Source organism: Nonomuraea purpurea, assembly GCF_042650645.1.
In the GTDB taxonomy this organism is placed as follows: Bacteria; Actinomycetota; Actinomycetes; order Streptosporangiales; family Streptosporangiaceae; genus Nonomuraea; species Nonomuraea purpurea.
This window is the reverse complement of the sequence record NZ_JBHSBI010000025.1, coordinates 93847-117027: the sequence shown is the minus strand read 5'-3', so window position 1 is coordinate 117027 and position 23181 is coordinate 93847. Positions and strand designations below refer to the sequence as shown.

The 23181-nt window shown below is 68.3% G+C and carries 19 protein-coding genes; 9 read left to right on the top strand and 10 right to left on the bottom strand.

Annotated elements, in window-relative coordinates:
• Positions 1–91: 91 nt before the first annotated feature.
• The 6 genes from ACFOY2_RS38145 to ACFOY2_RS38120 all read left to right on the top strand — a co-directional run bounded on the left by ACFOY2_RS38145 (position 92) and on the right by ACFOY2_RS38120 (position 7600).
• Positions 92–1363: a glycosyltransferase gene (locus ACFOY2_RS38145; RefSeq protein ID WP_379532976.1), complete on the top strand. Its 1272-nt coding sequence runs from the start codon at positions 92–94 to the stop codon at positions 1361–1363.
• A 29-nt stretch (positions 1364–1392) separates the two neighbouring features.
• Positions 1393–2790 carry an aminobutyraldehyde dehydrogenase gene (locus tag ACFOY2_RS38140; RefSeq protein ID WP_379532975.1) on the top strand — a complete coding sequence of 466 codons (1398 nt, stop codon included), beginning with the start codon at positions 1393–1395 and terminating at the stop codon, positions 2788–2790.
• A gap of 252 nt (positions 2791–3042) precedes the next feature.
• Positions 3043–6198 (top strand): nitrate- and nitrite sensing domain-containing protein, encoded by a 3156-nt coding sequence (locus ACFOY2_RS38135; RefSeq protein WP_379532974.1) that lies wholly within the window; start codon positions 3043–3045, stop codon positions 6196–6198.
• Positions 6195–6617 carry a roadblock/LC7 domain-containing protein gene (locus ACFOY2_RS38130; RefSeq protein ID WP_449290155.1) on the top strand — a complete coding sequence of 141 codons (423 nt, stop codon included), beginning with the start codon at positions 6195–6197 and terminating at the stop codon, positions 6615–6617. The genes ACFOY2_RS38135 and ACFOY2_RS38130 overlap by 4 nt, the downstream gene beginning before the upstream one ends.
• A 19-nt stretch (positions 6618–6636) precedes the next feature.
• Positions 6637–7041: a DUF742 domain-containing protein gene (locus tag ACFOY2_RS38125; RefSeq protein ID WP_379532973.1), complete on the top strand. Its 405-nt coding sequence runs from the start codon at positions 6637–6639 to the stop codon at positions 7039–7041.
• Positions 7022–7600 (top strand): GTP-binding protein, encoded by a 579-nt coding sequence (locus tag ACFOY2_RS38120; RefSeq protein ID WP_379532972.1) that lies wholly within the window; start codon positions 7022–7024, stop codon positions 7598–7600. Before ACFOY2_RS38125 ends, ACFOY2_RS38120 begins: the two co-directional genes overlap by 20 nt.
• A 57-nt stretch (positions 7601–7657) precedes the next feature.
• On the opposite strand, the gene ACFOY2_RS38115 is transcribed toward ACFOY2_RS38120, so the two are convergent.
• A complete protein-coding gene (locus ACFOY2_RS38115) occupies positions 7658–8116 on the bottom strand; it encodes a MarR family transcriptional regulator (RefSeq protein WP_379532971.1) in 459 nt (152 codons plus the stop codon).
• Positions 8117–8277: 161 nt separating this feature from the next.
• On the opposite strand from ACFOY2_RS38115, the gene ACFOY2_RS38110 reads away from it, so the two are divergent.
• Positions 8278–9699: a glycoside hydrolase family 6 protein gene (locus ACFOY2_RS38110; protein WP_379532970.1), complete on the top strand. Its 1422-nt coding sequence runs from the start codon at positions 8278–8280 to the stop codon at positions 9697–9699.
• A gap of 102 nt (positions 9700–9801) precedes the next feature.
• On the opposite strand, the gene ACFOY2_RS38105 is transcribed toward ACFOY2_RS38110, so the two are convergent.
• From ACFOY2_RS38105 to ACFOY2_RS38090, 4 genes are all read right to left on the bottom strand, one after another.
• On the bottom strand, positions 9802–10530 hold the full coding sequence (locus tag ACFOY2_RS38105; RefSeq protein ID WP_379532969.1) for an SAM-dependent methyltransferase: 729 nt from the start codon (positions 10528–10530) through the stop codon (positions 9802–9804).
• A 31-nt stretch (positions 10531–10561) separates the two neighbouring features.
• Positions 10562–11449 (bottom strand): HpcH/HpaI aldolase/citrate lyase family protein, encoded by an 888-nt coding sequence (locus tag ACFOY2_RS38100; protein ID WP_379532968.1) that lies wholly within the window; start codon positions 11447–11449, stop codon positions 10562–10564.
• The gene (locus ACFOY2_RS38095; RefSeq protein WP_379532967.1) at positions 11439–12659 is read right to left on the bottom strand and encodes a CaiB/BaiF CoA transferase family protein; all 1221 of its coding nucleotides are present in this window, start codon (positions 12657–12659) and stop codon (positions 11439–11441) included. Before ACFOY2_RS38095 ends, ACFOY2_RS38100 begins: the two co-directional genes overlap by 11 nt.
• Positions 12660–12762: 103 nt before the next feature.
• Complete coding sequence (locus tag ACFOY2_RS38090; protein ID WP_379532966.1) at positions 12763–13701, bottom strand: LysR family transcriptional regulator; 939 nt, start codon at positions 13699–13701, stop codon at positions 12763–12765.
• Between the two features lie 157 nt (positions 13702–13858).
• Between ACFOY2_RS38090 and ACFOY2_RS38085 the strand changes: the two genes are divergently transcribed.
• Positions 13859–15217, top strand: coding sequence for a CitMHS family transporter (locus ACFOY2_RS38085; protein ID WP_379532965.1), 1359 nt, complete (start codon positions 13859–13861; stop codon positions 15215–15217).
• A gap of 7 nt (positions 15218–15224) precedes the next feature.
• Complete coding sequence (locus tag ACFOY2_RS38080; RefSeq protein ID WP_379532964.1) at positions 15225–17288, top strand: DUF6351 family protein; 2064 nt, start codon at positions 15225–15227, stop codon at positions 17286–17288.
• A 232-nt stretch (positions 17289–17520) separates the two neighbouring features.
• Here the strand turns inward: ACFOY2_RS38080 and ACFOY2_RS38075 are convergent, their stop codons facing one another.
• The 5 genes from ACFOY2_RS38075 to ACFOY2_RS38055 form a co-directional block, all read right to left on the bottom strand.
• Entirely contained in the window at positions 17521–19683 is a 2163-nt protein-coding gene (locus tag ACFOY2_RS38075) for a leucine-rich repeat domain-containing protein (RefSeq protein ID WP_379532963.1), read from the bottom strand.
• A 155-nt stretch (positions 19684–19838) separates the two neighbouring features.
• Positions 19839–20066: a hypothetical protein gene (locus ACFOY2_RS38070; RefSeq protein WP_379532962.1), complete on the bottom strand. Its 228-nt coding sequence runs from the start codon at positions 20064–20066 to the stop codon at positions 19839–19841.
• A 396-nt stretch (positions 20067–20462) separates the two neighbouring features.
• On the bottom strand, positions 20463–21008 hold the full coding sequence (locus tag ACFOY2_RS38065; protein ID WP_379532961.1) for a hypothetical protein: 546 nt from the start codon (positions 21006–21008) through the stop codon (positions 20463–20465).
• A 394-nt stretch (positions 21009–21402) separates the two neighbouring features.
• A complete protein-coding gene (locus ACFOY2_RS38060; protein ID WP_379532960.1) occupies positions 21403–21909 on the bottom strand; it encodes an SUKH-4 family immunity protein in 507 nt (168 codons plus the stop codon).
• A gap of 398 nt (positions 21910–22307) precedes the next feature.
• Complete coding sequence (locus tag ACFOY2_RS38055; protein WP_379532959.1) at positions 22308–23078, bottom strand: ABC transporter ATP-binding protein; 771 nt, start codon at positions 23076–23078, stop codon at positions 22308–22310.
• Positions 23079–23181: the final 103 nt, after the last annotated feature.

The window sequence follows — 23181 nt, the reverse complement described above, 5'->3', positions numbered from 1 at the left end:
TAGCCGTGACCATAGTGCCCTCTACTTGACCATCACGCTAGATCAGTTTTTGAATTCCTCTTCAAATTGACGAGTTTCTCCCGGAGTCTGGATGTCTCTCACCGTTCTGTTCATGCCGGAAAGCGCCTACGGACCGACCAACAATTCCATCGGCATCGGCGACATCCTCCGCCGCCGCGGCCACCGCGTCGTCTTCGCCGCCGAGGCGTCCTGGAAGGGCAAGCTCGAGGCGCTCGGCTTCGAGGAGGACCTGGTCGACCTCGCCCCGCCGCCCGAGCACGCCGAGGAGCAGGACCCGGGCCAGTTCTGGAAGGACTTCATCCGCGAAACCGCGCCCGAATACCGTAAGACCACTCAGGAGCAGCTCGAAACCGTCACCAAGCCCATCTGGGCCGAGCTGATCGAGGGTGCCAAGTTCTGCGAGCCGCAGCTCAAGGCCATCATCGAGCGCGTCGACCCCGACGTGATCGTCGAGGACAACGTGATCACGTTCCCGGCGCTGCTCACGACGGGCAAGAAGTTCGTCCGGATCGTCTCCTGCAACCCTCTGGAGGTGCGCGGGGAGGGCATCGCCCCGCTCTTCTCCGGCCTGCCCGCCGACGACCGCTCCGAGTGGGACGCCTTCCGCGCCGAGTACGACCGCAGCCACCGCGAGCTGTGGAGCGCCTTCAACGAGTGGTGCGTCGAGCAGGGCGCCGCCCCCCTGCCCGAGCTCGACTTCATGCACGAGGGCGACCTGAACCTCTACGTCTACCCCGAGGTCCTCGACTACGTCGACGCCCGCCCGCTGGACGAGACCTGGCACCGCCTCGACTCCTCCGTGCGCGAGACCGACGAGGACTTCGCGCTGCCCTTCGAGCGCAACGAGGGCTCGCTGATCTACTTCTCGCTCGGCTCGCTCGGCTCCTCCGACGTGGAGCTCATGCAGCGGGTGATCGACGCGCTGGCCACGACGCCGCACCAGTACATCGTCTCCAAGGGGCCGCTGCACGAAGAGATCAAGCTTCCTGACAACATGTGGGGCGCGGAGTTCCTTCCGCAGACTAAGATCATCCCGCTGTGTGATTTGGTCATCACGCACGGCGGAAACAACACGACGACCGAGGCGATGCACTTCGGTAAGCCTATGATCTTGCTGCCGCTCTTCTGGGACCAGTACGACAACGCCCAGAGGGTGGACGAACTCGGCTATGGTGTCAGGCTCTCCACCTACACCTTCAGCGACGAGGAACTGAAGGGGGCGGTCTCGCACCTGCTCGGCGACGCCGAGCTGCGGGCGAGGCTCGCCGCCGCGGGCGAGGAGATCCGGCGTCGCGACGGCCTGCGCAAGGCCGCCGACCTGATCGAGCAGCTCGGCCAGTAGGACGACCCCCTGAGAGATGAAGTTTTCCGATGCGTGAACTGATCAACCCCGCCACCGGGCGAGCGTGCGCCGAAGTTCCGGACACGCCGGTGGAGGGTGTCGCGTCAGCCGTCCAGGCGGCCCGTGCGGCCTTCGAGGAGTGGTCCCTGGCCACCCCGGCCGAGCGGGCCCGGCTGCTGTTGCGGCTGGCCGATCTGGTGGAGGCCGAGGCGGAGGAGCTGACCAGGCTCGAAGTGGAGGAGACCGGCAAGCCGGCGGCGGTGTTCAGGGACGGCGAGCTGCCGTTCGCCGTCGACAACCTGCGCTTCTTCGCCGGTGCCGCCCGCTCGCTCGAGGGCTCCGGCGCAGGGGTGTTCAGCGCCGGCTACACCTCGGTCCTGCTGCGCCGTCCCGTCGGGGTGGTGGGTTCTATCGCACCGTGGAACTTCCCGTTCGTCATGGCGGTCTGGAAGCTCGGCCCCGCGGTGGCCGCGGGCAACGCCGTGGTGATCAAGCCGGCGCCGCAGACGCCGCGGACGACGCTGCGCCTGGCCGAGCTGTTCGCCGCGGCGGGCGCCCCCGAGTCGCTGGTGCGGGTGGTCACCGGCGCCGCGGAGGTGGGTCAGGCGCTGGTCACGGACCCGGGCGTGGACATGGTCAGCGTCACCGGCTCCACGGAGACCGGCCGGGCCGTGATGACCGGCGCCGCCGCCACACTCAAGCGGGTGCATCTGGAGCTCGGCGGCAAGGCGCCCGCGCTGGTCTTCGAGGACGCCGACCTTGAGGACATGGCGCGCGGCGTGGCCATGGGGGCCACCTACAACACCGGCCAGGACTGTACGGCCGCCACGCGCGTCTACATCGCCCGCGAGGTGTTCGATGACGCGGTGGAGGCCATCCGGGCAACTATTGCCAAAATCTCCGTCGGTGACCCCTGGGATCCGGCGACGGACATCGGCCCGCTGATCTCGTCCGCCCACCGTGACCGGGTGCACGGCTTCGTCTCCAGGTCGGGCGGGCGGCCGGCGCATGGCGGCGCCCCGATCGACGGGCCGGGGTTCTTCTATCCGCCCACGCTGGTGAGCGGGGTCGCGCAGGACAGCGAGATCGTCCAGGGCGAGTTGTTCGGCCCCGTGCTCGTCGCGCTGCCGTTCGACGGCGAGGACGAGGCGGTGCGCCTGGCCAACGACACCAGGTATGGTCTGGCCTCGTCGGTCTGGTCGCGCGACGTGGGCAGGGCGATGCGCGTCTCACATCGGCTCGATGTGGGGGTGACCTGGGTCAACGACCATCTGCCCATCGCCAGTGAGGCGCCGCACGGCGGGGTGAAGGGCAGCGGGTTCGGCAAGGACATGAGCCAGGAAGCGGTGCAGGAGTACTCGGTGACGCGGCACCTGATGGTCAAGCACGCGGCGCCGGTCGAGCGGGACTCATTCCGGCCCGCTTGAAAACGTGTACGGCGATATGAACCCTAAAGTCCACCTTTGGGGTCGTGTGATGGGATATGTTCGGTTGGCCGATCTGGTACGGGTTGTGTTCCAATTACCCAGCCGGACAGAATCCCATGCGCCACACGCGTGTCTGATTTCTTTCGAGCACGTACCGGCGAGAGGTTGCGAGAGTCAGTGAGGAAGAAGGACCCCCGGCACACGAGGTCAGGGGAGTACACAGGCGGACGGTTCCGGCTGGCAAACTGGCGTGTGCGCTCGAGGCTGGTCGCGCTGATCCTCATCCCCACCGTCGTGGGCGTGCTGCTCGCCGGCATCCAGCTTGCCGACGCGATCGGCACCAGTGCGGAGTACCGCCGGCTCACCCAGGTGGCCGAGCTGGTGCAGCGCATCGGCGCGCTCAACCACGAGCTCGGCAAGGAACGCACGCTCACCGCGTGGTTCGTCGCCGACGGCAACAGGGGCCAGCGCTTCGTCACGCTCAAGACCCAGCGCCAGGCGACCGACGAAGCCAAGGCCGATGTGCTCTCCGCGGCCTCCGCGATCGACGCCGCCCACGCGCCCCGCGTCCGCAAGGGCGTCGACGACATGCGCCGCTGGCTCGAAGGCCTCGACAGCCTGCGCGCCTCCATGATCGCGAACGTGCCCGCGCGCGCCGGCATCAGCACCTACAGCACGATGATCGGCGTCTTCTCCGCCATCGAGGCGGACCTGGGCGACGGCGTCAGCAACGACGCCCTGCAGGGTGAGGTGTCCGCGCTCGGCGCGCTCCAGCGCATGAAGGAGGAGATCTCGCGTCAGCAGGTCATCCTCATCGTGATGCTGGAGCAGCGCCGGCTCGACCAGGACGACCTGTCCGACCTCCTGGGCTCATGGAACAAGCAGCAGGCCGAACTGACCGCCTTCGAGCGGGACGCGACGCCCGCCGACCTGAAGAGCTACCAGCAGAGCGTCAAGGGCCCCCAGGTCGACCGCGCCGACGCCATGCGCCAGCGCGCGCTCGCCCAGGCACGCGCCTACGACCGGCTGATCGACCTCGAAGTCGCCTCCCGCCGCGCCGACGTCAACCTCTGGTTCGACAGCACCGACGCGACCATCAACACGATGCGCAAGGTCGAGGACGGCCTGGCCACGAAGATCGTGACCAGCACCCGCGACCTGAGCGACACCGAGCAGCGCAACGCCATCATCTCCGGCACGATGATCCTCGTCCTGCTGCTCCTCGTCCTGGTCATCACCACCCGCGTGGCCGGTTCGCTGGTCCGCCCGCTGCGCCGCCTGCGCGCCGAGGCGCTCCAGGTCGCCACCACCCGGCTGCCCGAGACCGTCCGCGTGCTGCGCGAGTCCGGCGAGGGCACTCAGGTGCCCGAGGCGCCCTCGGTCGGCGTCAACACCCGCGACGAGATCGGTGAAGTGGCGCGGGCGTTCGACGAGGTCCACCGCGAGGCGATCCGGCTGGCCGGCGACGAGGCCAAGCTGCGCGCGAACGTCAACGCCATGTTCGTCAACCTCTCCCGCCGCAGCCAGACGCTGGTCGAACGGCAGTTGCAGCTCATCGAGGGCCTGGAGCAGGGTGAAGAGGACGAGCAGCGGCTCGCGAACCTGTTCAGGCTCGACCACCTGGCCACCCGCATGCGCCGCAACAGCGAGAACCTGCTGGTCCTGGCCGGTCAGGAGGCCGCGCGCAAGTGGAGCGAGCCGGTGCCGCTGGTCGACGTCGCCCGCGCCTCGCTGTCCGAAGTCGAAAACTACGAGCGGGTCCAGATCCAGATCCCGTCCGGCACGCTGATCGTCGGCCCCGCCGTCACCGACGCCGTCCACCTGCTGGCCGAGCTCATCGAGAACGCCATCTCCTTCTCGCCGCGCGAGAGCAAGGTCCAGGTCACCAGCACCCCCGCGGAGGGCGGCGTGCTGGTCTCCATCAACGACCTGGGCATCGGGATGAGCCAGGACGAGCTGGCCGAGGCCAACTGGCGTCTGGCCAACCCGCCGGTCGTGGACGTGTCGGTGTCGCGGCGCATGGGCCTGTTCGTGGTCGGCCGCCTGGCGCTGCGGCACGGCATCCGGGTTCAGCTCAGCGTGCGGGAGACGGGCGGTCTGAGCGCGCTGGTCTTCATGCCCGACATGCTCATCAGCAACGGGCAGGCCTCGCAGCCCGGCGGGCAGTACGAGGCGTTCACGACGTTCGACCCGAACATGTTCGCCCAGCCGGGGCAGAACGGCGCCCACCCGTCGCTCGACGGCCCCGAGCAGGTCGTGGACACGCAGTGGCCGGGGTCGCTGCCGGTGCCCGGCACCGGCAACTGGCCCTCGTTCGGCGACCAGCCCGTGGCGGGCGGGATCGGCGACCAGCCCGCGCCCGCGAACTTCGGCGACCAGCCGTCCGTGTTCAGCGAGCAGCCCCCCGGGTTCGGCGACCAGTTCGGGCAGCCGCCCGCCCCCGCCCAGGAGGAGCCCCGCTGGCCGTCCTTCGCGGAGGAGCCGCCGCCCGCGCCCCTCGGGGAGCAGCGCTGGCCGTCCTTCGCCGACGGGACGCCGCCGCCCGCGTCCAACTCGTTCGAGGAGAACCGGTGGCCGTCGTTCGCCGAGCAGCCGCCGCCCCTGCCTGAGGGCGTCGAGCCCCGCTGGCCGTCGTTCGCGACCGAGCCTCCGCCGCCGCAGCAGCAGCCCCAGGAGGAGCAGCGCTGGTCGTCGTTTGCCGACCCGACGCCGCGCAGGTCGCTGTTCGACGCCGAGGAGCGGCCGAGGCCGCAGTTCGGCGAGGAATACCACTCGCCGTTCGCCGACGAGCCCAAGCCGGTCGACCAGTTCCAGCAGAACGGGCACTCGACCTACGGGCCGTTCGGGAAGGGCGACTACTCCTCGCAGGACATGACCGGGCCGCTGCCCGTGGTGCGCAACTCGCCCATGGAGGAGCAGAGCGAGGAGTTCCTGCCGATCTTCTCGTCGGTCGGCTCCGACTGGTTCCGCCGGCCCGAGCCCGACCAGATGCATGCGCAGCCCGAGGCCGAGCCCGAGATCACCGCGATTCACCCGGCCGTCCCCGCGGACCCGCCGCCGCCACCGCCTCCTGCTGCCGACGTGCAGAGCGGGTCCTCGCTGCCGAGGCGGACGCCCGGCCAGTCGGGCGCCGGCGCGTCGTGGTCCTCGCCCGCGGACTCCGGCTTCCAGGCCGCGCAGGCCGCATCGGAGCCCGCGCAGGGCGGCACGACGGCCTCGGGTCTGCCCCGTCGCGTCCCCAAGGCCAACCTGGTGCCCGGCACGGCGAGTCTCGCCGAGCCTCAGGCACAGTCACCGGCACCGCAGATCTCACCTGAGCGGCTGCGCAGCCGGCTCTCCAGCTTCCAGCAGGGTGTCCGGCAGGGCCGAGCGTTCACCCGCGGAGAAGAGAATGAGGAGGAACAATGAGAGAAATGAGCCAGGGAGCGCGTGGCATAAGCTGGCTGATCACGGACTTCGTGAACAATGTGCCGGGCGTGGCTCACACGGTCGTGGTGTCGTCTGACGGCTTGCCGCTCGCCTTCTCCGAGGGGTTCCCCAAGGACCGGGCCGACCAGCTCGCCGCGGTGGCCTCGGGTGTGATCAGTTTGACCCAGGGCGCCGCGCGGGTCTTCGAGGGCGGTATGGTCACCCAGACCGTCATCGAGATGCAGCGCGGGTTGTTGATGATCATGTCGATCAGTGACGGTTCCTGCTTGGCGGTCCTGGCCGCGCCCGACTGTGACATGGGCCTGGTCGCGTACCAGATGACCCTGCTGGTCGAGCGGGCGGGACAGGTGCTTACTCCGGCCGTACGCGCTGAGCTGCAAGCGTCACGCCCCCGCTAGCCGGGGATGACAGGAGATCATGGTGACAGGTCAGGGTTGGGCTGGTGATAGCACGCCGCCGCATCCGGCGGTTCCCCGTCCGCAGAAGCCGAGCTCCCTGGTGCGGCCCTATGCCGTGACCGGGGGGCGCACCGCGCCGCGGATGAAGTTCGCCATGGAGGCATTGGTGTCCTCCGTGACGTCGGAATACCAAGACATTTCCCTACTCAGTCCGGAGTATCAGGCGATCATTCAGCTGACCCGGAACGTCAGGTCGGTTGCCGAGATCTCCGCCCTTTTACGCCAGCCGCTTGGCGTGGTCCGGGTGCTGATCGCCGACATGGCGTCGGAGGGCCTGATCCGCGTGCACCAGCCTGCGCTGGACGCGGGAAAGCCGGACCTCAACTTGCTCGAAAGGGTGCTCAGTGGACTTCGCAGGCTCTAGTCCCGGCCTCACCTCGACGAAGATCGTCGTGGCCGGGGGCTTCGGCGTGGGGAAGACGACGTTCGTGGGTGCGGTCTCGGAGATCTTGCCGCTCACCACGGAAGCCGTCATGACGGACGCGTCGGCGCACGTCGACGACCTCTCCCACACGCCGAACAAGACGACCACCACGGTCGCCATGGACTTCGGCCGGGTATCGCTCGACCGCGACCTGATCCTTTATCTGTTCGGGACGCCGGGCCAACACCGGTTCTGGTTCATGTGGGACGACCTCGTCCGGGGCGCCATCGGCGCGGTCGTCCTGGTGGACACCCGCCGCCTGGCCGACAGCTTCCCGGCGATCGACTACTTCGAAGAGGCCAAGCTGCCGTTCGTGATCGGCATCAACGGCTGGGACGGACACTTCGCGCACGCGGAGGGCGAACTGCGCGAGGCGCTGTCGATCGGGGATCACACCCCGGTCGTGCCGTTGGACGCGCGGCAGCGTGAGTCCGTCAAGTCCACCCTCATCACGTTGGTGGAACACGCCTTGACCCGCCACATGCACACGTCCGTGTAGGCGGGCCGCTCTTACGGGCGCCGCCGGTCCTGCCGACAGGACCGGCGGCGCCCGTTTTCACGCGCCGGAGCGCAGGCGTTCGGCGTGGCGGCGCTGGTTGTCCAGCGCCACACTCAGGAACGTCGCGATCAGCTCCAACTCGGCCATGCTGAACCGGCCCAGCTCGGCCTGCGCGTCCGCCAGGATGGGGCCCCAGATTTGCTCGCCGAGCCGCTCGGCCTGCTCCGTCAGGTGCACCAGGACACGTCGCCGGTCGGCCGAGTCACGGTCGCGCCGGGCCAGGCCGGCCCGCTCCAGCCGGTCGATGGCCGTGGTCATGGCGCCCCCGGTGAGCCCGGCGGCGGCGGCCAGCTCGCTCGCGGTCTGCGGGCCGTGCGCGCCGAGCCGGCTCAGGCAGCGCAGATCCGTGCGATTGATGCCCAGACGGCGGGCGGCCAACTCGTCGATGAGGTCCGTCGCGTCCTGCAGGTCCTGAACCGCCCCGGTGAGAGCGTCAATCCGAGATTGTTTTGACAATCTGATCCTTAGAAAATTTAATTGCTTCCTGTAGAGCACATCTTAATGGATCGAGCAGGGCGTCATCACCCTGGCCGAACAGACGTGCTCACCAGATCTCTTGACCTTGTTCACGGCGGTCCGTAATGATCAACGGCGGATCCCCGCCGAAAGGTGAACACGTGCGATTTCTCGCAGCGAAAACCGCGGCTTTAGCCGCTGTCCTGACCACCTCGGTTCTTGTTTTTCAGCAGCCCGCCTCCGCCGCCGCCCAGCTCATCGCGAACGGTACCTTCACCAGCAGCACCGCCCCATGGGCGGCCATCGGCCAGACGGCGATCGCCGCCGAGTCCGGCCTCATGCGGGTGGACGTCAAGAGCGTCGTCGCCAACCCGTGGGACGCCATGGTCGCCGCGCCCACCACCGCCGCCCTGAACCCCGGCAAGAGCTACACGCTCTCCTTCGACGCCTCCTCGACGCTCGCCTACACCGCGCGCGCCACCGTCCAGTACACGGCCACCCCCAGCTCCAACCAGTCGCTGGCCACCGACGTGCAGCTGACCAAGACGAGCAAGCGCTACAGCATCCCGTTCACCGCCGCCTCCGCCGCCAACACGGCCGCCGAGGTGACCTTCCAGCTCGGCGGGTCCGGCGGCACACCGGTGATCCGCTTCGACAACGTCTCGCTGATGGAGACGCAGACGACCCGGCCGACCGCCCTGTACGTGAACCCGCTGTCGAACCCCGCCCATTGGGCTGATCAGAACAACAGCACGCCCGAGGGCAAGGCCATCGCCGCGAGCATCGGCAGCAAGCCGATCTTCGAGTGGTTCGGCGGCTGGTTCACCGACCTCACCTTCGCCGTGGACACCTACGTCGGCGCCGCGCAGGCCCAGGACCGGCTGCCGATGCTGGTGGCCTACAACATCCCGAACCGCGACGCGTGCGCGGGCCACTCGGGCGGCGGCGCGGGCGACGCCACCGGATACCACAACTGGATCACCGAGTTCGCCAAGGCGATCGGCACCAGGCACGCGATCGTCGTGCTCGAACCCGACGGGGTCGCCGCCGCCGGCTGCGTGACGAAGATCGGCAAGGATCCCGAGGACCAGTACCGGATGCTGCTGGACGCCACCCAGGTGCTGCGCGCCCAGGCCCCGAACACCTGGGTCTACCTCGATGCGGGCAACGCCACCTGGATCCCCGCCGACCAGATGGCGCCCCTGCTGGTCAAGTCGGGCATCGCCAACACGCGCGGCTTCGCCGTGAACGTGTCCAACTACATCACCACGGCCGACAGCGAGGCCTACGCGGTCGCGGTCAACGGGCGCCTGGCCGCCTCCGTCGGCGCCAAGAAGTACGTCATCGACACCAGCAGGAACGGCAACGGCCCGTACTCCGACAGCACGCCCGAAGACAACTGGTGCAACCCGCCCAAGCGCAAGCTCGGGACGCCGCCCCGGCAGCAGACCAGCGGCGCCGAGTTCCTGTTCTGGGTGAAGGTGCCGGGCGACTCGGACGGGCCGTGCGGCATCGGCTCCGGCATCCCGGCCGGGGAGTTCAGCGAGATCCTGGCCATGGCCCTGATCAACGGCAACCCCTGACACTCCGCCACGGGCCGGGCCGGTATCTTCACCCACCGGCCCGGCCGTGCCCCGGGTGCGCCTGCGCTTGGCGTCAATGCGCCCAGGAGCGTCGTGGACGTGTCAGACGCGCCGCAGGAGCAGGGAGACGAAGCCCAGCAGGCCGCGGTAGCCGTTCAGCCACATCTCCCGGTGTTCCCGCATGGCCGCCAGCGCCTGCTCCCCGTCGGGGCCGGGGTTGTCGGCGGCCCAGCGGGCCAGCGAGCCGGTCCACGACAGTTCGTAGTCGTCCCACTCCCCGGCCTCGCTCACGTGGCCGTAGACGGTCAGCCACCCACCGGACTCCGCCTCCGCAACCGTGCCCGCCAGATCCGGATAAATCCCGATGGCCGCAGCGAGCTCCGGGCTCGGCGGCCGCTCCCAGAACCCCTCCCCGACCAACGCCAGCCCACCCGGCCGGACGAAGCGGGCGACGACCTCCATCGTGCCCTTCAGCCCCCCGAACGCGTGCGTCGCCCCGATGCAGAGCACCAGGTCATACGGCTCGGAAGCGGCGAACTCCGTCGCGGACACCTGGTGCAGCGACAGCCGCTCGGACAACCCGCGGGCGAGCGCGGCGCGTTCGGCGGACGACAAGGCGTGCGAGGAGAGGTCCACGCCGTCGGCCGTCGCCGAGGGGACGAGCTCCAGGGCCCGCAACGCCCACTCGGCCTCCCCGCACCCGAGATCGAGCACCCTGGCCCCCTCGGGAAGCGCCGCCCGGAGCAGCAGGTGGTCGAGGTTGCCGGGTGAGACGGGCGCGGCGATCGGGTGGTCGCGGTGCGCGATGGCGCTGATGAGCTGACGTTCCATGCCGTCCATCCTCCCGGCACGCGCAACCGGTTTACCGGCCGTGGCGGGCGAGCAGCAGCCGGGCGGTCGCCGCCATGGCCTCGTCCACCATCTCGCCCTCGAACCGCACCGCCCCCGTCCCGCTCGCCTGGGCCGCCTCGACGGCCGCGACCAGCCGCGCGCAGCGGTCCAGCTCCTCGGCGGTGGGGGAGAAGACCTCATTGATGACGGGGACGTGGGAGGGGTGGATGGCCATCATGCCCTCGTACCCGAGCGCCCGGTTCTGCTCGGCGAAGGCACGCAGCCCGTCGAGGTCCCCGATGCGCGTCCACAACCCGGAGACCGGGTGGGGGACGCCGGCGGCCCGCACGTCCAGGAGCACGCGCGAGCGCAGCCCCAGGGTCTCGGTCCCCGACGGGCTCCAGCGGTAGCCGACCGCCCGCTCGACGTCGCCTCCCGGCGCGGTGACGGCCCCGAGGTAGGCGACCCGGCCGGCGGCCCGGCCCACCTCGTACGCCTCCCGCAGCCCCGACGCCGTCTCCAGCAGCGGCACCAGGACGATCCGGCCGGCGGGCAGGCCGCGCTCGCGTTCGCACCAGCCGAGCAGCCGATCCGCCAGCCGTACCTCGTCCGGCGAGCCCACCTTGGGCAGCACGACCCCGGCGAGCCGTTCGTGCGCGATCGCACGCAGTTCGCCGGCCGCCGCCCAGCCGTCCAGCGGGTTGACCCGGACGAACAGGGCCATCCGCCCCGTCCAGCCGGCCACCGCCTCGGCCACCCGCCGCAACGCGCTGGCCTTGCCCGAGGGCGGGACCGCGTCCTCCAGGTCGAGCACGGCCGCGTCGGCGCCCGCGGCCTCCGCCTTGGCCAGCCAGTCGGTCCTGGTGCCAGGGACGAACAACAGGGAGCGCAGCGGCGCCGCGACCAGGTCAGATGACACCGCGCTGCTCCAGGTCGGCGAGCTCGTCGTCGGCGAGCCCGAGCCAGTCGCGATAGACGAGGCGGTTGTCCTGCCCCAGCGCGGGCCCGGTCCGCCAGACGCGTCCTGGACTGCGGTGGAAGCGCGGGATCACGCCCTGCATCCGGACGGGGCCGAGGTCGGCGTCGTCGACGGTGATGATGTCGTCCCGTTCGGCGTAGACGGGGTCGGCGACGATGTCGGCGGCAGTGAACACCCGGGAGGCCACCACCTCGGCCCGCGCGAACAGCTCCAGGCACTCCTCGGTCCCGCGCGCGGCCACCCATTCGCGCAGGCCCGCGTCCAGCCGTTCGCGGCCGGCGTGCTGCTGGCGCGTGGTGGCGAACTCCTCCTCAGGCAGGCCGAGCAGCCGCGCCACGTTCCGCACCGAGCGGAGGGTGGCCGAGGTCACCGTGATCCAGTCGCCGTCACCCGACCGGTAGGTGTTGATCACGGCGGCGGGCGCGACGGCGAGCTGGTTGCCGGCCCGCTCGGGGACGACGCCGAGCTGGTCGTAGGCGATGACCTGCCATTCGACCAGGCGGAACAGCGGCTCGAACAGGGCCAGGTCGATCCATTCGCCGTCGAAGTCCGGATCGCTCGCCTTGCGGTGCAGCGCGGCGAGCACCGCGTAGGCGCCCATCAGCCCCGTGACCGCGTCGCCGTGGGAGAACCCGGTGTGCACCGGCGGCCCGCCTGGAAACCCGGTCAGGTGCACCACCCCGCTTCTGGCCTCGCCCATCTTGCCGAAGCCCGGCTCGTCCGCCCGCGACGACGTCGCCCCGAACCCGGAGATCTGCAGCAGCACGGCCGTCGGGTTGATCCGGTGCACCGCCTCCCAGTCGAGCCCCCAGTCGCGCAGCCGTCCGGCCCGCAGGGTGACGATCACGACGTCGGCCCAGGCCACGAGCCGGTGGGCGATCTCCCGGCCGTCGGCGTGGTGCAGGTCGAGGGTGACCGATCGCTTGTTGCGGCCGGCGACCTTGAACCACAGGGGCACGCCGTCGCGCTCGGGCCCCATGGCGCGGGCGGCGTCGCCGGAGCCGGGGGCCTCCACGTGCACCACGTCCGCCCCCTGGTCGGCGAGCATCGAACCGGCCATCGGCCCGGCCACCACGTGCGCGAACTCCACCACCTTCAGCCCGCGCAACTGGCCCTGGCCGCCGCCCGTGTCCTGTCCTGTGCCTGCCACCCGCGCGCTCCTTCGCCTCCTGACCGGTCGTTTCATCCTGCCGAGGCGATTAAATGCGTGTCCAGCACAAGAACTCGATCAATACATGCGCATTCCGCATAAATTAGGGCGGGTCGCTGCTCCAGGACACGCCGGGAGGCAGCGGACGCTGCCCGCGCCGGAAGTCGTCGAGCAGGTCGAGGAAGGCTCTCGTGGCCAGCGGCAGCGTGCGCCTGGCCCGGACGACGACGTCCAGCCGCCGATCCACGACGGGCTCGGCCAGCGGCCGGTAGACCAGCGGACCCGCGCCCCCCATCAGTGGCAGCACCAGCGCGGGCATCGCCGAGACGCCGAGCCCCGCCGTGACCAGCCCGCCCACCGTGGCCACGCTGCCCGCCTCGGCCGCGGGCGCCGCCGACGTCCCCGCCTGGGCGAAGGCCGCGTCCGTCAGCCGCCGCACGCTCGACTCCGGCCCGATGGCGAGGAACGGCTCGCGGGCCAGCTCCTCCCAGGTGACCTGGGGCAGTTCGGCGAGCGGATGGCCCTGCGGCAACACCGCGTGGAAGCGGTCGCGGATCAGCGGACGGTGTTCGAGCTGATCGGGGGCGGCACCGACGGTGGAGATCGCGAAGTCGGCGTCGCCGGACAGCACGCGGCCGAGCACCACCTGCTCCAGGCCGTCCATGATGCGCAGCGCCACGTGGGGCCGCCGGCGGCGGAAGCCGGAGATCACCTGGGGGAGCAGCACCGCGGCCAGCGACGGCAGCGTGGCCACGGCCACCACGCCCGACTCGCCGAGCAGATAGCGCTCCAGCTCCTTCATGCCCGAGCGGTGCGCCCGCACGATCTGCTCGGCGACCCGCAACGTCTCCACGCCCGCCGCGGTGAGCTGCACGTTGCGGGTGTCGCGCTCCAGCAACTGCGCGCCGAGCAGCCGTTCCAGCTCGGCCACCGCGCGGCTGAGCGACGACTGCGAGACGTGCATCTCGGCCGCCGCCGCGGTGAAGCTCGCCGCCCTGGCGACGGCGGAGTAGGCGGCCAGCAGCCGCAGGTTCGCCTCCATGACCAGCGAGCATAGACCGCGACTGTTGCGCAGAACGCATGGATAAATGTTGCTTTGATGCTGGACGTGCGATTAAGTCGCTCGGAAACTCTTCCGTAACACTCCGGCACGTCACCCCCCGCATGCCGGACGAGGACGAGAAGGCGAGCGAACTCCGATGCTGGCTGCGCTGGGATTCACCACGATCATTCTGTTCCTGCTGCTCACCATGACCAAGCGCGTGTCGGTCCTGATCGCCCTGGTCCTGATCCCGGTCCTGGCCGCCCTGGCCGGCGGCTTCGGCGGCGACCTGGGCAAGATGATCCTCGACGGGCTCGGCAAGGTCGCGCCCACCGGCATCATGATCGCGTTCGCCGTCCTCTACTTCAGCCTGATGATCGACGCCGGGCTCTTCGATCCGCTCATCCGCGGCATCCTGAAACTGGCCAAGGCCGATCCGATGCGCATCGCCGTCGGCACGGCCGTGCTGACGATGTGCGTGGCGCTCGACGGCGACGGCGCCTCGACGTTCCTCATCACCATCTCCGCCCTGCTGCCGGTCTACCGGCGGCTCGGGATGAGCCCGCTGGTGCTGTCCGGCGTCGTCTGCCTGGGCGCCGGCGTGATGAACCTGATCCCCTGGGGCGGGCCCACGGCACGGGCCATGGCCTCGCTGAAGCTGGACAGCTCCCAGGTGTTCACGCCGGTGCTGCCGGCGATGGCGGCCGGGATCGCGTGGGTGCTGGTGGCGGCGTACCTGATCGGGGCCAGGGAGCGGCGCCGCCTCGGCAAGCTCTCCATGCCGGAGGGCGAGGGGCCCTCGGAGCGGGTGACCGGGGAACGCGCGGTCGGCGAGGCGTCTTCGGAACGCGTGGCCGGTGAAGGGCCCGGCACGCTGCTCGCCCCGGCCCGCCGCAACCGCGCCCTGACCGCCTTCAACCTGATCCTCACCCTCGTCCTGCTCGTCGCCCTGGTGCTGCAGGTCATGCCGCTGCCGGTGCTGTTCGTGGTCGGGTTCGCGATCGCGCTGCTGGTCAACCACCCGACGTGGGAGCGCCAGCAGGAACTGCTCGAACGGCACGCCAAGAGCGTGGTCCTGGTCACCACAATGATCTTCGCGGCCGGCGTCTTCACCGGCATCCTCACGGGCACCAAGATGATCACGGAGATGGCCGGGGCGTTCGTCCAGATCATCCCCGACTCGCTCGGCGGGCACCTGCCGGTCCTCGTGGCCCTCACCGGCATGCCGCTCAGCCTGGTCTTCACCCCCGACGCGTACTACTTCGGCGTCCTGCCCGTCCTCGCCGAGACCGCGAGCGGCTTCGGCGGCGATCCCGCCGAGATCGCCAGGGCCGCCATCCTCGGCCAGATGACCACCGGGTTCCCGCTCAGCCCGCTCACCGCCTCCACCTTCATCCTGGTCGGGATGAGCGGCGTGCAACTGGGGGAACACCAGCGCTTCATCTTCGGCTGGGCCTTCGCCTCCACCCTCGTGATGACCGTCGTCGCGCTGCTGACCGGCGCCTTCGCCCTGTGAGGTGCCGATGAGCCCGCTCGCGCTCGTCCTGCTGCCCGCCCTGCTGCTCCCGCCGCACACCCCGGCCACCTTGGTCCCAGCCCCGCGCGTGGACGCGCGGACCGCCTCGATCGCCTCGGCATCCGACCCGCGCCTCGATGCCCGCGCCGCCCTGGATCTTGACCCGCGCGTCGACGCGCGGACCGCCTCGGCCGCCTTGGGCTCCGGCCTGCACGTCGAGGTCGTCTCCAACCGGGCCGACCTGGTCTCCGGCGGCGACGCGCTGGTGCGGATCACCGGCTCGGCGCGGGTCCGGGTCGACCTCAACGGCGCCGACGTCACCTCGGCGTTCGTGCCCGGCCCGCGCGGCACGCTGACCGGGCTGGTCAAGGGCCTCTCGCCCGGCGAGAACGTCCTGACCGCTCGGCCCGACCGGGGCCGGGCCGAGCGGCTGACGATCACCGACCACCCGCGCGGCGGCCCGGTGTTCTCAGGCCCGCAGGTGCGGCCGTGGCGCTGCCAGACGACGGAGAACGGCCTCGGCCCGGCCGTGAACGACCAGTGCGACGCCGCGCCGGTGCGCCGCGAGACCACCCTGGCCGACGGCACGAAGGCCACCCTCGAACGCGGCACGATCAACCGCGGCGTCTACGACCTGCTCGTCCCGGAAAGCTGGAACCACAAGCTGGTGTGGACGTTCGGCGCGGGCACCGGGCAGCACTACCGGCAGGGCGTCTCCCGTGGCCTGACCGCGCCCGAAGCCGTGGAGGCCGCCTCGAAGGGCTTCGCCGTGGCGTCGTCCACGATGACCGACAACAGTCTGCACAGCAACGACGTCACCTCCGCCGAGACCGTGATGATGGTCAAGGAGCACATCATCGAGACCTACGGCGAGATCCGCTACACGATCGGCCGCGGCGGGTCGGGCGGGGCGCTGCAGCAGTACCTCATCGCCGACGCCTACCCGGGCCTGCTGGACGGGCTGCTGCCCACACAGGACTGGCCGGACCAGATCGTCGGCGCCTACCGCGAATTCGGCGACTGCGCCGCGCTGGTCCGCCACATGGACTCCTCACCCCTGTGGACCGACCCCGAGGACAGGACGGCCGTCTTCGGCCACGGCGGCACAGGCGTCTGCGCCACCTCCGCCGGGCGCGCCCCCGACTACATGAAGCCCGACGACGGGACGTCCTGCGCGGGCGAGGACAGCTACGACCCCGCCCGCAACCCGACGGGCGTGCGCTGCACGCTGCAGGACTTCATGGTCTCCGTCTACGGCACCCGCCAGGGCTGCGCCGGCACGCCGTGCGCCAGGCGCCCCTGGGACAACGTCGGCGTCCAGTACGGCCTGACCGCGCTCCGCGCCGGGACCATCACCGCCGAGCAGTTCGCCGACCTCAACGAGAAGGTCGGCGGGTTCGACATCGACATGGCCTGGACCCCGCGGCGCAGCGCCGCCGACGCCGAGGCCGTCGAGATCGCCCACCGATCCGGACGGGTCGTGTTCGGCCGAGGGCTGGCCCGGGTGCCGATCATCGCGGCCAAAGGCACCGACAACAACGACTACCACTACCCGTGGCGCAGCCTCGTGCTCCGCAACCGGCTCGACCGGGCCAACGGCCACCACCGCAACCAGGTGCTGTGGACCAACGGCAGCGACGGCTCGCCCCTGGACGTCATGGACCGCTGGCTCGCCGCCGTCGAGACCGACGAGCGGGCGGTCCCGCTGCCGGACAAGGTCGTACGCCACCGGCCGCCCCAGGCCGTGGACGCCTGCTGGATCGACGGCGCCAAGATCACCGACGCGGCGACCTGCGACAGGGCCTACCCGCACCGGGCCGACACCCGCGTCGCCGCGGGCGAGGGGCCGACGAGCGACCTGCTCAAGTGCCGGCTGAAGCCGCAGCGGCGCGACTCGTACGGGGTCGCCTTCACCGACGAGCAGTGGGCCCGCCTGCGCACGGCCTTCCCGACGGGCGTGTGCGACTACTCCAAGCCGGGAGTGGGCCAGAGCGTGCCACGCCCCTGGCTCACCTTCGCCAACGGACCGGGCGGCACACCGCTCGGGCCGCCGCAAACCTCAAGGAGCTGACGGACACGCCGGCGTCGAAGTTCGTCAGGGTCGAACCCCGGCTGCAGGCCGCCAAGTACGTCCGCGCCGTGATGTCCGATCTGCCCAAACGCAATGGCTGGACGATTGTCGAGACGGTCGGCGATCCGGCGTCTGGCCCTGGGGGAAGAACCCTTGTCCGCGAGGCGCGTTCGATGGTCTCCACGTCGATGACGAATACGGGACCATGGTCAACGATCGCCTCGTCAGAAGATCAGTCTGCTTCCCTCGCGTCGTCGTCCCAGTCCTCATCCTCATCCTCGTCGTCCCAGCCCTGGTCGTCGTTCAGCCAATCGGGCAGTGCGATGAGCGGGTTGTCGTCCACATCAAGCTCTGTGATGGGGAGATGCTTCAGCCACTCGGGCAAGACGGTGATCTCATTGTTGGCCAGGTTGAGTTCCTCGATGACAGTGAGGCGTCTTAACCACTCAGGTAGCTCGGTGAGATCGTTGTCGCTCAGGTCGAGCTTGATGAGGCGAGTGAGGTTGCCCAACGTGTCCGACACCATGGCGAGCCGATTGCCGCCCAGGTTGAGCTCGGTGAGATTGGTGAGGTTGCCGAATGTGTCAGGCACCAGGGCCAGCTCGTTGCCGTACAGATGGAGCACGATGAGGTTGGTGAGATCGCCGAACGTGTCAGGTAGGACAGTGAGCTTGTTGTGTGGTAGCTGAAGCCCAATGAGGTTGGTGAGGTTGCCGAAGGTGTAAGGCAACAGGGCGAGTTGGTTGGCCTTCAGGTTGAGGTTTCGGAGGTTGGTGAGGTTGCCGAAGGTGTCAGGTAAGGCAGTGAGCTTGTTGTGTGGTAGCTGAAGTTCGGTGAGGTTGGTGAGGTTGCCGAACGTGTTGGGCAGCTTGGCGAGCTGGTTTGCGTCCAGGTTGAGGTTTCGGAGGCTGGTGAGGTCGCCGAAGGTGTCGGGCAGCTTGGCGAGCTGGTTGCCGTTCAGGTCGAGCTCGGTGAGGTTGGACAGGTTGCCGAAGGTGTAAGGCAACAGGGCGAGTTGGTTGGCCTTCAGGTTGAGGTTTCGGAGGTTGGTGAGGTTGCCGAAGGTGTCAGGTAGGGCAGTGAGCTTGTTGTGTGGTAGCTGAAGTTCGGTGAGGTTGGTGAGGTTGCCGAACGTGTTGGGCAGCTTGGCGAGCCGGTTTGCGTCCAGGTTGAGGTTTCGGAGGCTGGTGAGGTCGCCGAAGGTGTCGGGCAGCTTGGCGAGCTGGTTGCCGTTCAGGTCGAGCTCGGTGAGGTTGGACAGGTTGCCGAACGTGTCAGGCAACATGTCCAGCTGATTGTTTCTCAGGTTCAGCTCGGCGAGGTTGGTGAGATTGCCCAGCCATCCGGGTAGGACGCTGAGCCGATTGCCGTAAAGCTTGAGCTTGGTGAGGTTGGTGAGCCCGGCCAACCCGTCCGGCAAGACGGTGAGCTCGTTGCTTTGCAGGTCGAGCTCGGTGAGGTTGGTCAACGTGTCCGGCAGTACGGTGATTCGGTTGCTGCCCAGGTACAGCTTGGTGAGGTTGGTGAGCCCGGCCAATCCGTCCGGCAAGACGGTGAGCTCGTTGCTTTGCAGGTCGAGCTCGGTGAGGTTGGTCAACGTGTCCGGCAGTACGGCGATTCGGTTGCCACCCAGGTACAGCCTGGTGAGGTTGGTGAGGTTGCCCAACGTCTCGGGCAGGACAGTGACGTTGTTGTAGGCCAGGTAAAGAACCGTGAGGTTAGTGAGATTGCCCAACACGTCCGGCAATTTGATCAACTGATTGAGGCTCAGGTCGAGCGTGTCGAGGTTGGTGAGATTGCCGAACGTGTCTGGCAGCACGGTGAGCCGGTTGCCGCCCAGGTTGAGATCGGTGAGATTGGCGAGGTTGCCGAACGTGTCTGGCAGTGCGGTGAGATGCCTGCTGGACCACAGGTTGAGCTCGGTGAGGTTGGTGAGGTTGCCCAACGCGTCGGGCAGGACCGCGACGTTATTGAAGGCCAGGTCGAGGACTGTGAGGTTGGATAAATCACCCAGCCATTCGGGCAAGTGGGTGATCCTGTTGTCACGCAGCTTGAGCACACTGAGGTTGGTGAGGTTATGCAGCCACTTGGGAAAGTTGGTGAGCCGATTGCCGCCTGTATAAAGTTCGAGCGTGGTGAGGTTGACGAGGTTGCCTAACGTGTCAGGAAGTCCGGCGAGCTGGCTGCCCGACACCTTGAGATCGGTGAGGTTGGTGAGGTTGCCCAGCCACCTGGGTAATTCAGTGAGCCGATTACCTTTCAGGTTGAGCGCGGTGAGACCGGTGAGACCGCCCAGCGCCTCAGGCAAGATATCCAGTTCAAGACCAGCAAGGTCCAGTTCAGAAGCGCCGCTGTCCAGCGCCGCGGCAATCCGGCTCTCAGCCTCCGAAGACACTCCGGCCCACCTCTCTTCGATGTCTTGGCATAGGCGGGCTGGCTCACCCGCCGCCAACAATGGCTTTGGCTGACAATCGACAGACAGTACCGCGTGATTGCCGCAGCTATGATGCGTTCTCCCTCCGCGGGCACTGACCATCTGATTCACCTGAGTCAGTTCGCCCCGTCACCTCTCGCAGGGTGGCGGGGCGTCGCCACGTTCAGTGCCGCCGGGTACTGCCTGAGGTCGATGTGGCACGTCGCGCCGAGGAGCGAAAGCCATCCGCCGGCCACCACGAGCAGACGGCGATGCTCGGCGATAGTCTTTCGGCCGTCGAGGAGACACGCGACGTACTCCAGGTGCCGCCCCACGCGCCCGAGGAACGTGCGCGGCGAACTCAAGGCGCGCCAGCGTCTCGCGACCGACGTCGCTGGCCGCAGATCGGCGGGCAAGCTCCATCGCGTCGATCTCGTCTCCGAGGTCCGCCCTTTCGTCCACATCGTTGAAGAGCGTGTGCTCACTCAACCCGTACAAGCGGCAGTAGAGCTCGCCGTCGGGCCGGTGCTTGCTGCTCTCGTGGTCGCGGATCCTGCGCACCATGCTTTCTGGTTCGGGCATGGCCCTGTCGGCGACAGAGGCCAACCGCAGGGCGAGGTCCCGCTGAGACCATCCTGCCCTGGTCCGTGCGGCTCGCAGCCGACCTGCCCAAGCGGGAACCTTGCTCATCGCGTGCACCTCCGGGGGCGGGCGGACAAGGGCGGATATCCGGGTGCGCCTCTAGTGTCATCGGCGTGTGCTCAGTCGTCGGCGAAGGCCAAGATCGTCACGATGGCGCCTTCGCCAACGCCGATCAGTACACGATCGACGGCATAGCCGGTCAGAGAGGTTGAGGCATAACAGTCGGGTCTGCCGTCGGCCTCCCAGGCTTGGGTGAAGGAGAAGTCGTTGTTGCTCCACCAGCAGGCCTGTGTTCCCAGGACTCTTACTATTTGCTCAAGGATGCGTCGCGCGGTCTCAGGGTCCCAAGGTCCTTTGGGAGACCCGTAGGCAAGGTCCTGAGTGCAGGTGCTCACCAGCAACGAGAGCAACCGATCCGCTGGAAGGGTGACGGCCTTCAGCAGCGCGGTAAGGCCGTCGACCGTTGTCGGTAACGGATCTGCTGGTGGATGCCGAGGTGGGTACGGCGCCTGGGCAAAGTTGGCCTCAGCGAGCATCGAACTCAGTGGCTGGGCCACGGCGGTTCCCAGGTCATCGTCTACTGAGGTCCGCAGAAACCCACGCGTATCGCCATGTGCATTCAGGGGACGCAGGAGATTTCGGATCCGCTCAACGGTGCCAATCATGCGCAATGTTCTATCGTCTTGATGCCGGCGGTCGATACTCAACCTCACGATGGCCGAGGAGCGGTGATGGGCGCCCGAGTCGGTGATCTCTTCGACTCCTGGCCTTCCATCTGTGAGGTCCGGGGACGCACGTCTACATGCTCACCGAGGATCCGGCCGCCGTATCCACCGCTCAAGCTCAGCCCGTTCACTCGCGGTAAATCCACCTGCTCCCGGGCATCCCATGCCAGAACCCATGTCCCCCGGTCCGGCCTGTAATCATCAGCGGATGAGTGACCGGTGGTCCCTGCTTGACGAATTCATCGTCGGAAATCGAAAACTCCAGGCGATCAAAGAGTCCAATCCTGAGCTGCGGGTCTATGCTTCAACTGCTTCCGCTCCCGGCATGAGTAGGTCAGGAAACAATATATTGGACCACCCGTGCCCACATGTCAGAGCTCTCTAAGGCGGCGGCGTCAACGTCTCGAATTGTCCGCTCAAGCTCATCTCGATTTGTAGGTTTCACGCCTTCTTGCAACTTTTTGGTCAATTTGAAATTTATTGTCGAAAACGTTTCGAGATGACTGGCTATGAGGACTGCCTCTTCGCGCATTTGAGGCGTCAAGGCGACGACTTCTCCATTTTCTCCATCGAGGCAGAGAAAACTCTCCAGGAAGGTGCCCAGAATGAGAATGGATTCACGCTGCGCCCAAACGGGAAGCTGGAGTCCAACAAGAGAGTCGCGCAGAGGCCGAAGCCCGCAGACGTTTGTCGAAATAAGGTCCTCGAAGCTGCTGGGAACCCCTAGGTTGCACAGCACATATCGCGTCCTGCGATCCGCCACCTGAGCGGGAATATCCTCCTCGGAAAGTACTGGCGCGAGCGCGCCCCCATACACATCCACCATTTTTGCTCTATCCATACAGCACGCCTCTCCTTCCATGCAGGGGCTTTATTCCATTCCGGAACCTCGCAATTGCGGCGTCGCCTCATTCGCCAAAGCCCGTATCTCGGACTGGCTGGCGTGACCGTGGTCGACATCGCCGTGACCGACCTCAACGACCGGGGCGACTCATGGGATCAAGTGCGCTGGGAGCTTCAGGAGCCGTCTTCGGTGGTGTCCATCGATGGATTGACCAAACGGCAAGATTCTGCCCGGTTGGGGTGGGCGTCAGCAGGCCCACCGCTCGGGCGGGCAACGGGTGGGCCCGATGGCGCCGAAGGAAGAACGCCCCGAGCGAAGCGAGGTCGCTTTCGCTCGGGGCGGGTGTCAGCGGGCTCACCACCCAGGTGGGCAACGGGTGGGGGAGCCCGGCTCACCTACACCGTGGCGTGGCCGCGGACCAGGCGTCCCACTTCGGCGCGGAGGTGGACGAAGTCCGAATGTTCGCGGGTGGTGATCTGGTCGCGTGGGCCGGGGAGGTCCACCTTCAGGTCGCCGACGACGTTGGCCGGAGCCTTGGACAGCACGACCACGCGGTCGCCCACGTACACGCTCTCGTCGATGTCGTGGGTGATGAGCACGATCGTCATCTGGTGGTGTCCGCGCACCTTGAGGACGAGGTCTTCAAGGTCTTCGCGGGTCTGGGCGTCCACCGAGCCGAACGGCTCGTCCATGAGCATCAATGCCGGCCGGTAGGCCAGCGCCCGCGCGATCGCCACGCGCTGCTGCATGCCGCCCGAGAGCTGGAACGGGTATTTGCGGGCGGCCCCCGACAGCCCCACCGATTCGAGGGCTTCGTGGGCGGCCTCGCGGCGCTGGCTCTTGTCCATGTTCTTGCGGCGCAGCGGCAGGGCCACGTTGTCGGCCACCGACATCCACGGGAACAGGGAGCGGCTGTAGTCCTGGAAGACCACGGCCAGGTTGTCGGGAGTCTGGCGGACGACGTTCCCCGCGATCTTGATCTCGCCGCCCGTGGGAGTGATCAGGCCCGCGATCGACCGCAGCAGGGTCGACTTTCCGCAGCCCGACGGTCCGACGATGCACAGCAGTTCGCCCTCGGCGACGCTCAGATTGAGGCCATCGATGGCGTGGTGCGCGTTCGGGCTGCCGCCACCGTAGACGTGGGAGAGGTTGTCTATCTCGAGCAATGGATTTCCTAGGGGGACGAGACGACGGCGACCAGGTCGGAACCAGAAACACTCTATCGAAGCGTTGCGCGCCGGACATGACAGTCAACTAAACCTATCCAGG